The sequence below is a fragment of the Marinomonas rhizomae genome (assembly GCF_024397855.1).
Lineage (GTDB): Bacteria > Pseudomonadota > Gammaproteobacteria > Pseudomonadales > Marinomonadaceae > Marinomonas > Marinomonas rhizomae_A.
In genome coordinates this window covers 325,129-339,405 of sequence record NZ_CP073343.1, presented here as the reverse complement: position 1 = coordinate 339,405, position 14,277 = coordinate 325,129, and the positions used below count along the sequence as shown (strand labels likewise).

The window sequence follows — 14,277 nt, the reverse complement described above, 5'->3', positions numbered from 1 at the left end:
GTTAGTTCTCCAAAATCTTTTTCGCTTTCTGGGTAATCAGGCCACTGGCTTTCATATTAGTGTCTTTGGTTGAAACCGTATTGATGTTCTCTTCCGCTTCAATCTTGATATTAACGCCAGAAATAGTGATGGTGCCGTCGGCAAGCATATGAATGGACGATTTTCCTGTGCGAATGATGATTTCTTCTCCGACATCCACACTCATTTTTTTACCAACAGACGTTGTTTGATCTTCTCCAACACTGGTCGTTTGCGTCATACCAATCGTGTTCGTTTGCTTCATGCCTATGGTATTTTGCTGCGCCACACCCACAGTGTTGGTTTCATTCAGGCCTACAGAATGCACACGAGCTAAGCCCACAGATTTAACCTCAGCCATGAGCGTAGTATGCATGCGATTTTGAGAGATAGTGACCATCTCATTCGCCCCCACCGTTTCGGTTCTATTTGCACCAATCGAAATCGTCTCATTGACACCAACAGTTTCCGTTCGATTAACGCCAATGGTGATGGTTTCGTTGTTGTCTACGGTTTCGGTACGGTCGTGGTGGACGAAGACGGTTTCATCGTTGTCGATGGTTTTGGTGCGATCGTGACCCACCCAGTGGGTTTCGTCGTTTTCGACTTCGATATCTTGGTTTTTCTCGGCATGAAGAAACACTTGCTCTTCGCCAATCTTGTCTTCAAAGCGTAACCAGTTGGCGTTTGCGGCGGTGCCTTCTTTGGTCGAGCGCGTCAGGATACCACTTTGGGTTTTATTGGCAGGCAAGTCCCAAGGCGGCATTTGGTCCGCATTGTAGACACGACCGGTAATGAGAGGACGATCTGGGTCGCCATCCATAAAATCAACGATGACTTCTTGCCCAATACGTGGCAAGAAGATAGCCCCCCAGTTTTTACCCGCCCAATTATGGCTGACACGCACCCAGCACGAGCTATTTTCGTCGTAGCTGCCATAGCGGTCCCATGGGAACTGGATTTTGACGCGACCGTATTCGTCGGTGTAGATCTCTTCCCCTGGCGGCCCCACGACCATGGCATTCTGCGGGCCTTGCATTTTTGGCCAGCCGGTCGTCATCCGTGGGCGGTAAACGGTCGCCGATGGGATACATTGAAAGCGGTTTTCGTATTGCATTTCCGCTTCGTCATCCACCGTGTAAGAATAATCCTGTGCTTCGTGTCGCACAGATAGCAGTGCGTATTCGGCGATTTCACTTGGGGAATCATCATGGCGAGCAAGGGTAAACTTATGGCCAGGAGTGAAGCTGCGACAGCCACTTTCACCATGAACAATGTCGTGATGGGCTTCATCCGACTCAACACGTAAACGCGTCCAACCATCGCCTACGCCCTTTTCTTCATAGCGTCCAGGATAAACGAAGTGTTCATACTTTCCCACGCCGGGGACTTGCATGCTAGCGTTTTCGCCGGTTTGAAGCGTGTTGCGAGGCTTTTTAAAATCGTAATCACGTTTGGCGTAAGCGCCTGTACGAAATTCGTAACGGTGATTCCAACCATGAACGGAATGCGCTGTCTGCGTACCACTGCGGTAATCCACAGCCGCTTCATCGCATTGACCGTAGCCACCGACGTGATCACTAATAACTAGGGTATGCGTACCCGCCGAATGCTCGAAGTAGTAGTAAATACCTTCTTCTTCAAACAATCGGGATAAAAAGTCAAAGTCACTTTCTTTGTATTGAACACAATACTCGCGTGCGGGGTGTTGACCCGCCAAGCGAAAGGAGAAGTCACTAAAACCGTTTTCAGCAAAGACCGCTGAAGCGATTTCTTTCACGGTTTTAAATTGAAAAACCTTGCAGTCACTGGTTTGTGTTAAAAACCAAAACCAAGGTACTACAACGGCCGTGTAACTTTGTAAATCTTGTAATTTGTTACCATCTTGACGAAAGCTCTGTACGTAGCCATTAATATAGCGATAGCTGCCCGCTTGAAATAACGCATCGTCATCGGTAAGAGAGATTTTCAGGGTGACGTTTTTGCCCACTATTTGCGCAGGCGAAATATCTTTTAGTAAGGAATATGCTTCGATCTCAAAGCCAAACAGTGTCGAAACCTTCTCTTCCCCGACCAAACGAGTTAATAGCAATGTGTCTGGCCCAAGTGGCGAGTCGATGGCCAAAAGGCGACCTTTTTGGGAGAAATCAGCCATATACGTCCTTGTTGCCCCTAATTAAGAAATAAGAATTAAACAATCCAAACCCAATACGCTATAAAACAAACCGCAGCCCATGGGCTGCGGTTTGTAAGCATAGCTTACAGACGTGTACCTGTAGCCAAATCGTAACCCGATGGCACGCTGCCCTCTGGCTGATGCTTTTCATCCCACGACGTGTATTTCATTTCAACTTTAGTAAAGTTAAGAGCGATAGCTTCTACAGGACGATCGCCATTAGATACAACGTTGTAACCACTGATAAGCGTGTTAGTCAGTGTGTATTCCATGTACGTCTCGATGCCTTCTGGGGTTGTTTGCACAAGATGGATTTCAGCTTTTTTACCTTGACCAACACAAGATTCTACAAAGAACAATGGAGAGGTTTTATCCATTTTCGTTGTTATTGTGATCTCACCGATAACAGGTGTTGTTGACTCACGATCTTTACCTTGACCGGGCTTAGTAGATAAGCTGCGATTGATGTTCCAATCTAATGAGTCACATTCAACCCATTTTTCATGACCCGCTGCTGTTACGTCGCCATCAATACCATCGATTTTTAGATAGATTGCCATGGTTCTACACTTCCTTTTTTAAAAATTAATTTACTGGATTTTTACCCCATAAAATAAAACAACCCCGATAACTTAAAAATTAAGCATTGGAATCATTTCACTTTATTTTATGAAATAAATCTTTAGTAGTTAGTAATTTTGGAAAAAACAATAACAGGATGGGGAGTTCTAATATAAAGACATATTAGAACAGACATCCTTGTCTTACTATTTTAGCTAATACATATTTTATTAACTAACCTACATTTATTATTCAAACATAAGGAAAAATCATTTTCCCAACATTTATTTTTGAACAAATATTTTATCGACAAGTTTACCTTCTAACCCGCAATCTTTGCCACTCTCGCACAAAGCGCTGTTAGCAAGGAAGCGGTCAAACCATTTAACTTCCTTTACAGAAAACTGAAAGTCTTTACCTTTCCCTGTCTCGTAATGACTATATATATATGTTCCGAAATTGCTTATATATAATCGCCCACGTTCGAATTCGTATAGATTATCGCTGTTTAGCTGTTCACACACACTCCACCAGTTAATATGCTGTCCATCATTGTAGCGTCGAACCTGACCAACACTTACCTTATAATTTACACAATCTTTTTTAAGTCTTGTCGCTAGAATCGTATTCGCGAAGCTTGAAGGGTTTGATGAAGCCAGCTTCTGTAAATCTGAAGGCATGTATTGTGTTAAATAACTTTGTAAGCGCAAACGCATGTCAGCATTATTTTCGGAAAAGTTAACCAAACCACCGTCTAAATTCTCATTCGCTTGATAAGACGTCACTTCATAACCTTCAGGTAATGCCACACGAAAATTATCATTTTTTGCCGCTAACGCTTGCCCTGAAAATAAAACAGACATCCCTAATACACCGAGTGAAAAGCAATGTGGCGCTAAGCATTTCAATACGCTACGCATTTTTAGGGCTCCGCTGAAGTTGGTAAGTGAATTGACTGTTATCATCCATATCAATGGTGACACCTATAATACTTTGCTCTTCACCCATCGATTCAAGCACATGCATTGATATCTCAGGCAACAAGGTACGATTGATGATGTGAATCGCATTACGCGCCCCTGTATCCACTTCTTTACAACGACTTACTATGGTGTCCACTACAGCATCGCTGAACTCAAATTGAGCCTTGTATTGCTCAGCTAAACGCTGGCCGACACGATTTAGCTGTAAGCGAATAATGTTACCCATCACATCGTCAGTCAGCGGTAAGAACGGCACCAATCGGGTACGCCCCAAGAAAGCAGGTTTAAAGTAAGTCAACATTTCATCTTTGATCAGACCTTCAAGCTTCTCTGGTGCTGGCGCGGTATCAGGGTCAGCGTAATACTGAGAAATGGTCTCGGTTCCAGCATTAGAGGTCATAATAATCAGTGTATTGCGGAAGTCGATATCACGCCCTTCACTGTCTTTCATGCTGCCTTTGTCAAAAATTTGGTAGAAGATGTCTTGCACACCTGGGTGCGCTTTCTCCATTTCATCGAGCAAAATAACACTGAATGGCTTACGACGAACGGCTTCGGTCAGTACACCCCCTTCACCGTGGCCAACATAGCCAGGTGGCGCGCCCATCAACAGCGATACTTTATGCTCTTCTTTAAATTCGGACATATTGATGACCGTAAGATTTTGCTCGCCGCCGTACAGTAAGTCCGCCAGCGCCAACGCTGTTTCTGTCTTACCGACACCACTGCTACCGCAGAACATAAATACGCCAATTGGCTGCTTCGGATCTTTCAGCTTAGCACTGGCAATACGTACACTTTGGCTAACCGCATCCAATGCATGATCTTGACCGATGATGCGTTTTTGCAACTCTGTTTGAACCGTCAGAACCTTTTGAATCTCACTAGAAACCATGCGGCCCGCAGGTATGCCTGTCCATGAAGAAATAACTTCTGCAATCACTTGGCTGTCCACATGAGGACGAACCAACGGCGCTTCACCTTGCAGAACTTCTAATTCAACCAGATGCGCGGTCAACTCTTCTTTCGAAGCAGCCAATTCCAACGCTGGTTCAGCATCAGCGTCACTGATCTCTTGGCGTAACGCTACAATCTGATCAACTAACGTCTTTTCCTTTTGCCATGACTGCTCAACGATAACTTTCTCAGATTCCAGTTGATCAATCGTCGCGCGCAGCGCTTCTACTTCTTCGACAAAGCCTCCATAAAGACTGTGCTCACGCTCTAGTGCAGACAGTTCACGTTGCTGCTGATCTAGACTGGCATTTAAATTATCCAGCGCAGCGGGGGCATTGCGAAGTTCTAGATTGACGCGTGAACACGCGGTATCCAGTACCGATACACAAACATCTGGCATCTGACGGCCAGAGATATAACGCTTCGACAATAATACGGCGTCGCGAATAGCTTCATCCAAGATCATGACTTGATGATGGGCTTCAAAATGCGGCGCTAGCGTACGTAGCATGCGCATGGCATTCTCAGGGCTTGGCTCATCCACTTTTACCACTTGGAAACGACGCGTTAGTGCCGCGTCTTTTTCAAAGTACTTTTTATACTCTGCCCAAGTGGTCGCAGCGATGGTACGTAACTCTCCTCGTGCCAAGGCAGGCTTCAAGATGTTAGCGGCATCACCTTGACCACCAGAATTGCCCGCACCAATTAAAGTATGCGCTTCGTCAATAAAAAGAATGATTGGCTTAGGGGACTGCTTAACTTCTTCGACAACGCCTTTAAGGCGGTTCTCAAATTCCCCTCTTACACCGGCTCCGGCTTGCAGCAGCGTTAAATCAAGAATACGGATATCGACATCTTGCAACGAGTCCGGGACATCGCCATCGACAATACGCTGCGCCAAGCCTTCTACGATGGCCGTTTTACCGACACCGGCTTCACCTGTCAGAATGGGATTGTTTTGACGACGACGACACAAAATATCGATCAGCTGACGAATTTCCGCTTCACGGCCGACCACTGGATCTAACTCACCTGAACGCGCTCGTCCTGTTAAATCAAGCGTATAAGACGCGAGAGCACTGTCACCTTGAGCAGGATTGCCAACACTGGTTTCAGCCGACCCATCGGCTTGAGCACCTTGACTCCCTCCAGCATTCGGGTTTTCAAGTTTGACAAGATTCGGACCATTGCGGACGAAGTCCTCTTGATCAAATTGAGCCAATGCAGGAAGCTGAGAGGTCAATTGTAATGCCATCGCAGGCTCTTTAAACAAGGCAACCAGTAATGTGTTGCCCGCGACGTCTTCATCACCGTATTCAAGACTCGACAATAGCCACGCTTTACGAATCAACTCAACCACATTTGGGGAAAACGACGGCGCGCCTGTATGACCTTTGTCAAAGCGTTCAAAGACCGTCAAGATATTACCTTGCAGCTGATCGACATTGACGTTGTAGCGGCTAAGCGCTTGACGTGCACCTGTTGCAGGCGCTTGCGTAAGCGCCAATACAATGTGCTCAAGCTCAACGGCGTAATGCTTATGAGTGACCGCTAAGGATGCAGCGCTTTCAAAAGCGGCTCGACTGGTTGCGGATAATTTACCAATTAGTGCTCGTGTGTTCATTTAACATCCTCTGTTTTGCGGATTACAACAGTTTTATTGCCATCGGTTTCGATCTCAGATTCGCTCAGCTGTGCTTGCTCAATATCTGGATCAGATTCTTTAATAAAGGTTTCCATTTGCTCTGCCAGCTCATTGAACTGACGTTTGGCATAGCCCACTTCGTCTATTTTGCTTACCGGTAAGCGAGTGAAGTAATTACCGACGTAAAGACTCTGCATGGCTTTGCCTAAATGCTTAAATTCGCTGGTAAAGAATCGGCAGATAAAGAATACCAGTGCAGAAATAAACACGCAGACAAGTAAAATAAAGCAGACTAAGACAGACATTGTTCGCCACCACACATCATCTATAGAACGCGCTGATAGCCCCATTACGACGCTGCCTATCACCTTGTCGTTAAACAAAATTGGCGCTTTGAAGTCATACACCCGCTCACCATTATTCACACTGGGAGGCAACTGCGAAACTCGACTCCCTTGAAGTTCAGTCAATGGCTGCAACTCAGCAGGCGCTCGATAGGTGGTACCAATACTTTGCACATCACTAGATGCTTTGATCGTGCCACTGTGATCGGTGATGTATAAGTAATTTATTTGTTCATTAGAAGCGATACGCTCTGCTGAAACAGTTAAAGCCAAACCATCATTCAGTAGTAAGGCTTCATCAACTTCCTCTTTTGTCTGCTGTACCAACATGCTGCCGTAATCGCTTAGTACTTGTGTCAGATTTTTTGATAAATCATTCAGCGTGAATAACAAAAAACCAATTAACAAAATACTGCAGGTTCCCGCTACTACTGCAGTATAGAGCCACGTAGCAGTAATGCGCTCACTCCATTTGCTGGCTTGACTGGCCAATTCTAAATCTAATGCTTCTAGTTGTCTGAGCAGCTCCTTGGCATTGTTATAACGGAACGTGGCCTTTTTATGCAGCAAGCGACGAATGACTTTTTTCACCGCATGAGGACAACGAGATGTGTGTAAGTTCACATCTGAGGTTTGAATAAGGTTAAACAAATCACGAATGGTCGAGGCTTCAAAAGGCAAGGTACCAAACACCAATTGATACATGACGACCCCAAGGGAGTACAAATCACTGCGTTGATCGGGCGTTTTACCTGCCAGTTGCTCAGGAGACATATAGTAAGGCGTACCAACAATCGTTTCGCCTTCTTCGACCTGTTGAACATCGGTCTGCTCATGCAGATATGCAACGCCAAAATCGGTCAAGCGAACACGACCATTCGATTCGATCAGTACATTACTCGGTTTTAAATCCCTGTGCACAACGCCCTTTGAGTGAGCGTATTCCAAAGCGGCGCCAAGTTGGCCAACAATATCAATCACCGTTTCCAAGGGAACTTCTTGCTGTCGAGCTAACCATTCATCAAGGCTTTCACAGTCGACAAATTCCATCACAATAAACGGTACATCATCGACTTCACCCACATCAAAAATCTGTACAATATTAGGGTGATTCAGCTTTCCAGAGATGGTCACTTCGTTTAAGAAGTAACTTAAGCGCTCTTTGTCTTGTGCAAAATCAGGTTTTAATACTTTGATGGCCAGCGTACGCTGCAATGCGGGATCATAGGCTTTATACACCTGAGACATCGCACCTTCGCCGATCAATTCTTTTAATTCATATCGTCCAAGTTGATTCATGGTCACACCAGATTAACGATTTAAGTTATAAACAGTATCTGCAACATCATGGTCAGCCGGTTCACTGGATAACCAGAGTCCTTCACCAAGAGCTAAAGAAGGTTGCGAGCTAGAGCCCCCTCCTATTTGCAGTGCTGGCCGATCGTTTCCTTTCAATACAACTTGTAGGTCTACCCAATAGTCGGCCCCAAGAAAGGAAAACAAGACATCTTTAAGTCGCTCAAACAAAACACCGCCGGGTCTGATGCGCTGAAATGCAGAATAACCCAGTGGCTCTGTGCGTAATCGCATACTAAAGCCGCCTTCATAAATGGCGCCACCCACCACAAAACTTTGCCCTAAGCTGCAATTAGCCTTACCTAATACATTACGCTGACTCGGTTCAAGCTCGAACCAGCGACCAAAAAACTGTTTTAAGGACACGTCACATCCCAAGACATGACCAATGATTTTACGTAGAGCATTGGCATTACGAGGTCGCTGACTAAAGTAGCCCGAAAAATAGTAGGCAATGTCTTCACAACTCGGCACATTTAGCTCGCCATCGGCAGACGCTTCCACAGAGCTATGCTCAACGCTTTCAGATGCCGATTCACCATGGCGAAGCCCGGTATAACTCATCATCATTTTTCGGGCAGGGTGAATCTGAGTACTCTGCGGATTTCTCCCAGCTTGCTCTTCTAAAATGGCTAAGCGGTTCTTCTGCCAAGCACGATATAAAAAGCTAATAGCTCGGGCATTGAAGCCATCCAATAACACTTTTAAGGCCGTATCTTTGTCCCGATTACGCTGAGCAAGCATCTCGGTATAGTACTGAGGTAAAACGCCAGACGGGCCGGTTAAACCGAAACAGGCCACATGGAGCATGCGTTTCTGGTAGCCATGCTCAGCAGGCACCATCTCAATTTTTTGCTTAGCCGCATACGGTGAAACCAAGGATTGTATGACGCAAAAATCCACAAACTCCCGATACAACGGGTAATCGTACCCAATCGGGGCATCAGCCAGTTCATTGCTTTTACGAGCATCAGCTTCTAGAAGTCGAAGTCGTTGGAAAAAATCGATATCTGGTAAAGCATACGGGATAGAAGTATCCATCATAATAGAGCCTGATCCCCACTGCGTGGCGGCCAAGCGCATAGCGGCATGTCTCTGCCTTGCAACTCAACCGTTAGCTGCACAAAAGAGTTAATTTGCGTATAAAGACCAAGAAAGCGCTCAAGCACTGCGGCAAATAAATACGGTGAACTTCCCGCAAAACGAGACTCGTCTAGTAGCAAAGTCACTTGACTGCCTCGGCAGAAAAACGGGATACCAGTGTCATCAAGAATGCGCATAGTACTTGGGGATACAGACTGAATTTGGACTGCATTAACCACGCTTTCGTTTTCACCAGTCTCATTAAAATTATACAGCGAGAGAATTTTCTGGAAGGCATTTGAGCCTAACGCCCCAGCAGTCAGGGAAATATGATTCAAATTCAAATGAGACAATAGCTGCCAATAAATATCATCGTCGATACGCGGACGAACCGTATCGGTAAAGGCCGTCTCGCTGACAATTCTACCAATTGCGGCCGATCCAGAGCGCGGTAAAAGATTCGGCTGGCTTTCTCTTTGGTTGATGACATACGGTAATCGACCATTTGAACAAGTCAAACTAGCAATGAACATACCGCCTTTATTTTTACTAAGCGCCGCTTCTAAATTTATCAGTGATAAATGAAATAAACTGCGAACATTACCTTGCTCTAATTCTTCACGACGTGTGTGCCAACGAACTTCACTCAACTCAGAACTTGGCGTTGCACTAACGCCAAAGAAGGGGTTGATATAATCAATATTGGCACCGTCTACTGAAATGGACAGTGAATCAATATTGTAAATCTCATCTCGATCCGGATGACGGGCATCAGCAATCACTGGATATTCGTATATTGAAAAATCTAATAATGACGGCTCAGAGCGCTTTTCAAATAGATTAATTTGAGGCGTTGCGTTTAACACAAAGTTGTTTTTATCTACCGTCGCTTCGATATCCGGCAAGGCTTTGTCTAGATAGAAATACAGCTCAATATGCTGCCCATCCAAAACACTTTGAGCTTCACTGATATCAACATCGAAAAATAAAAATTTTTCTGGGTAAGCAAAATATTCGGTCAGTAATCGATAACCAACAAACGACTGTTCGGGATAAGGCAACATGCCCTCATCTTCTTCAAACCCTACTGTTTTGAGCGAAGTTTTCACATCTAAAAATACAGCATCAGGATCATGCGGACCTTTCGCTACCGCTATTTTCAGACTGTGATTTAAAATAAGTTCATACAAAGCAAAGCTATAGTGACGTGTTCCCTTTATGTAAAAACGAACTTTATTTAAATCAAGCTTCTCAGCTTGGACAGCGCTGTTGATTGCGTCCAATCTAATACTTAGAACAGCTTTAATATCGCTGAAACTTCCGGGGTTCGGTGCTTCAACAGGACAAGTTTGTAAGCGAGCGCCCCCCACTTTAAACGGTAAAATCTGCGCATCATATATCGTTTTAAAGAAGCATAACTCACTTGAATTCTGCCCACTGTGCTCGACCACTAAACCTTTAGGAACATGCGACACACTAGTAAGGTTTTTTTCCGGTTCAAAGCTAATAATGTTATAGCTTGGCAGTGGACGTAAATAATGCGGATAAAGCACATCCAATAGCGTCTGACACAATTCAGGAAACTCGTCATCTAACTTTTTACGAATTCGAGCATTAAGAAAAGCGACACCCTGAATAATACGCTCAACATGAGGGTCACGAGCATTATCCTCAGTGATATGCAAACGCGCACCAATTTTAGGGTGCTCTTTAGCAAACGCTTCTCCACGTCGCTTAAGGTAGCTTAACTCCTTTTGGTAAACATCTATCAGTGCTTGTTTCATTATCTTCCTGACCTGAAATTAAACATTTTTAGCGCGGGTTCGAATAAAGCCGTGATCATCACAGCTTCCGACTCCCCGTAAAACATAAGCTTTGCTTTAATATAAAAACCCAAGCTATTGGTTTCGATTTTTTCTTCACTAAGCGTGACATTGATATCACTTAAGCGCGGCTCATTTAGACGCAGTGTTTCCTGTATTTTCCTGCGCAACTCATCACGCCCGCTCAATGACGAAATATTGATGTGAGCAAAGTCTGTTACGCCATAAGTCAACAAAACATCACTCTTTACTTCTGAAAATGGGTTAAGCGAACGACAGCGGCTGTTCAATAACTCCTGCAGATCCCGCATCACACTGTTTTTATACTGAATGTAATACTCAACCTCAGGACGATGCCGATCGATTTTACTTTCAGGGGCTTCGTCTTGAATCAGCTCAATAAAAGGTAATTGCAGTGAATCATTTGTCATAGCAGCCCTTCCAAAAGAAAAAACACTTAAAAGCATTAAACATAAGGTATAAATTTAATTCCATTTTCGATTTATAGCCGCCTGCATAAGCATATCAACCGTTATTTCATCTACTCTATGATTATTACCGCCAACTCCAAATATAGAACCAAAAATGGAGAGTGAATCAAGGCCTTCGCCATTGAAATAGAGATCAAAGTTAAAACCACTCATATCTACCAGAAACTTATCAGAGTATTTTCCCATTAACTCCATAGCATCCTCACCATCTACCCTAACATCATGATATAGAAGAGTTTCTTTTGATATTTTATCTCTTGGGCACCCTGTTTCCCCCTCAATAAACGTAGCAAGCTCTTCGAAAACCTCACTCATAATTAATCCGTTAACCTATCAGAGTCATTTATAATTGCTGATACAGCTGCAACATCATTAACACCAAGTTGCTCGAATGTTTTATCTATAACTATCGCAGTATATAACTCAGAACTTGAAAGGCCTGTTTCATTTCTATAGGTATACATTGATCATTACCTCAACAACTTAAATCCATTTCTTAGTTAGGTCGTGAACGTTGAAGTGACTGTATCTGAAGAATCGGTACCAGCTCATCCCCTATTAACCAGCATTTCTGACCGATCCCGGTGACGATTTCAGTTGTCTCATCCGCATCCCAGTCGGTCGCGCGAGCCAAGGAGGCTTGGGTGTCCGTGCTGCTGGTGCCAGCATATATTGTCGGAACAAACACGTGCATTGGCTGCGCTTCCTCACTGTCTTGTGGTAACAAATACACCATTGCTTTGCGATATAACAAGTCGATCGGTTTTTCATAAGGGAAAAACTCGATACTTTGTATTTCTTGCCAGGGAAGCCATGCATAACCTTGATTCGCCACAAACACTTCTAAGGCAAACGCCGTTAAATCATCCGGCTCAATCAATTCGCCGGTCAGCGTTTCTTCACCTGACTTACATTCAAATAATGGCTGAGGTCGATCGGCCAATAATTCCTGTGCCTGAGCTTTGGTCATGGAACCGTCGGCAACACCTTTCATCAAAGCAAAACTTGGTTGCAAGAACGTTTCGTGCGCTTCGCCCAATGCTGGCATAGTTGTCAACGAAGAAAAGAAAGCACGACGCTGGTTATCTGCTTTGAGCATTTCTGCCATGACTTTAAGTGTCATAAACGAAGGCAGGTCATCTTGGTATTTTTTTTCTAGAATCGTAAGCTGACTGATGGCTTTATCGATTTCGCCAACAAACAAATAAAACTGCAACAATAGGCTTCGACCTTCATTGCTTTCCGGGTTATCTCGAACAAATGTCTTGGCATGTGTCAGTGCAGAGGAAAGATCCCCTTGATCATACAGTTCGCTAATTCCTTTAATATCCATGATTATCCTGTCACTCTGTTGGAGACAACCTCAGCACTAAACTGTATTGAGGTTTCAATTGTTTCTAGTTGAAAGTGCGGCTTTAAGTGCACCACACATGTATAGTTACCACTCACACCCGCCTTCTCATTAACAGACACTCGAGCATCTCGGAGTGGATAGCGAGCAAGTAATTCATCACTCGCCTCATCGGTTGCCATCACATAATTCATGATCCAGCTTTGTAAAAAACGGCGACACTCTTCAGCTGTATAAAAAGAACCCACATGATCCCGTACGATCACTTTAAGGTAATGCGCAAAGCGTGAAGTGCATAATACGTACTGCAACATGGCCGAGTATCGAGCATTGATATTGGCTTGTTCGCTGGTATAAACCGGCGGGCTTTGAATCGACGGAGCACTATAGAACACACCAGAGCCACCGTTAGCACTGTAACAAGCCGAAATAAAACCGTACTCCGTAAGCGTTCGCTCTAAATTATCTGGAATCATGATTTCAGCTGCGACAATCGATTCAAGATCCGCTTCAGATCTATGCTCATTAGGGTTAGCAATTACGCCACCACCAAAATAGCGCTCGCCAGTAATTTCAGCCAACCAGCTGGTGTTAGCAAAACAACGAGCCATAACCGCACCTAAAGCAAAAACAGCGCCTGTTTTTAATCTGTCCGAGCGGTGAGACAAACGCTCTTGGTAAACAAATTGATCGGTACGAGTAGGGTTATGTTCATAAGGCCGACGCAAATAAATATTCGGAAGTGTTAGCCCAATAAAACGTGAATCTTCTTTACGACGTAGGCTTTTCCATTGCATAAAATCCAATTGCTGATAGGTACGCTGTAGGTTCAGCAGTGAGTTCATATTAGTAAACTCATCCAGATCTAATAAAGACGGATGTGTATTAAAAATAAACGGGCAAAAAGCAGCCGCTGCGACTTGCGCCAAACTATCCACCAAGCGAAGATCATCAACCCCGTGATAATGCGGTTTCAACGCCACATCGAAATTACACAGCATGGCACTAAAGGGCTCACCACCAGCAATACCAAATTCACCGTTATATACTTTATTGAAGATTTCACTCTGATCAATCTCAATCGCACGCATCACATCACGATTCACCTCAGACCAAGATACATTCAGCATTTTCACTTTGATTTGATAGCTCAAACCAATCTGGTTTAGCAAAAAATGACAGCCGAGCCAACTTGCTTCTAGCGCTTGAAACTGAGGATGGTGTAATACTTCATCTAACTGAGTTTGCATTAGGCGATCAAGCTTAGCGATGTGTATTGCCAACAGATGAATCACTTCCTGCTTGCTTGGCACATAATCAAGTTCATCAAGGCTTAATGTATCGATAAGCTCATTGACCCAAGCATATTGGGAAGCGGATTCTGCTCGTGATGTCTGGATTTTCTGATGAAAAACGCCTTGTGCATCCATGGCTTGATCTCCTTTGAACGAAGACTGCTAATTGCTGAAATTGCAGTCCTCGTTATACC

At 44.3% G+C, this 14,277-nt stretch carries 11 protein-coding genes; all 11 read right to left on the bottom strand.

The window, feature by feature from the left end; translation table 11 throughout:
- Position 1: 1 nt before the first annotated feature.
- The 11 genes from KDW99_RS01420 to tssC all read right to left on the bottom strand — a co-directional run bounded on the left by KDW99_RS01420 (position 2) and on the right by tssC (position 14,218).
- Positions 2-2,173 (bottom strand): type VI secretion system Vgr family protein, encoded by a 2,172-nt coding sequence (locus KDW99_RS01420; RefSeq protein ID WP_255827559.1) that lies wholly within the window; start codon positions 2,171-2,173, stop codon positions 2-4.
- 104 nt (positions 2,174-2,277) lie between these two features.
- Positions 2,278-2,754: an Hcp family type VI secretion system effector gene (locus KDW99_RS01415; RefSeq protein WP_255827558.1), complete on the bottom strand. Its 477-nt coding sequence runs from the start codon at positions 2,752-2,754 to the stop codon at positions 2,278-2,280.
- 285 nt (positions 2,755-3,039) lie between these two features.
- The gene (locus KDW99_RS01410) at positions 3,040-3,675 is read right to left on the bottom strand and encodes a hypothetical protein (RefSeq protein ID WP_255827557.1); all 636 of its coding nucleotides are present in this window, start codon (positions 3,673-3,675) and stop codon (positions 3,040-3,042) included.
- Positions 3,668-6,319, bottom strand: a complete 2,652-nt coding sequence (gene tssH, locus KDW99_RS01405) for a type VI secretion system ATPase TssH (protein ID WP_255827556.1) — start codon at positions 6,317-6,319, stop codon at positions 3,668-3,670. Before tssH ends, KDW99_RS01410 begins: the two co-directional genes overlap by 8 nt.
- Positions 6,316-7,983, bottom strand: a complete 1,668-nt coding sequence (locus tag KDW99_RS01400; protein WP_255827555.1) for a serine/threonine protein kinase — start codon at positions 7,981-7,983, stop codon at positions 6,316-6,318. Before KDW99_RS01400 ends, tssH begins: the two co-directional genes overlap by 4 nt.
- A 12-nt stretch (positions 7,984-7,995) precedes the next feature.
- Positions 7,996-9,084 carry a type VI secretion system baseplate subunit TssG gene (gene tssG, locus KDW99_RS01395; protein WP_255827554.1) on the bottom strand — a complete coding sequence of 363 codons (1,089 nt, stop codon included), beginning with the start codon at positions 9,082-9,084 and terminating at the stop codon, positions 7,996-7,998.
- Positions 9,081-10,907 carry a type VI secretion system baseplate subunit TssF gene (gene tssF / locus KDW99_RS01390; RefSeq protein ID WP_255827553.1) on the bottom strand — a complete coding sequence of 609 codons (1,827 nt, stop codon included), beginning with the start codon at positions 10,905-10,907 and terminating at the stop codon, positions 9,081-9,083. Before tssF ends, tssG begins: the two co-directional genes overlap by 4 nt.
- Positions 10,907-11,377, bottom strand: a complete 471-nt coding sequence (gene tssE / locus KDW99_RS01385) for a type VI secretion system baseplate subunit TssE (protein WP_255827552.1) — start codon at positions 11,375-11,377, stop codon at positions 10,907-10,909. The genes tssF and tssE overlap by 1 nt, the downstream gene beginning before the upstream one ends.
- A gap of 54 nt (positions 11,378-11,431) precedes the next feature.
- On the bottom strand, positions 11,432-11,752 hold the full coding sequence (locus KDW99_RS01380) for a DUF1493 family protein (RefSeq protein WP_255827551.1): 321 nt from the start codon (positions 11,750-11,752) through the stop codon (positions 11,432-11,434).
- A 181-nt stretch (positions 11,753-11,933) separates the two neighbouring features.
- Entirely contained in the window at positions 11,934-12,770 is an 837-nt protein-coding gene (locus KDW99_RS01375; protein WP_255827550.1) for a type VI secretion system accessory protein TagJ, read from the bottom strand.
- A gap of 2 nt (positions 12,771-12,772) precedes the next feature.
- Entirely contained in the window at positions 12,773-14,218 is a 1,446-nt protein-coding gene (gene tssC, locus KDW99_RS01370) for a type VI secretion system contractile sheath large subunit (RefSeq protein ID WP_255827549.1), read from the bottom strand.
- Positions 14,219-14,277 lie beyond the last annotated feature (59 nt).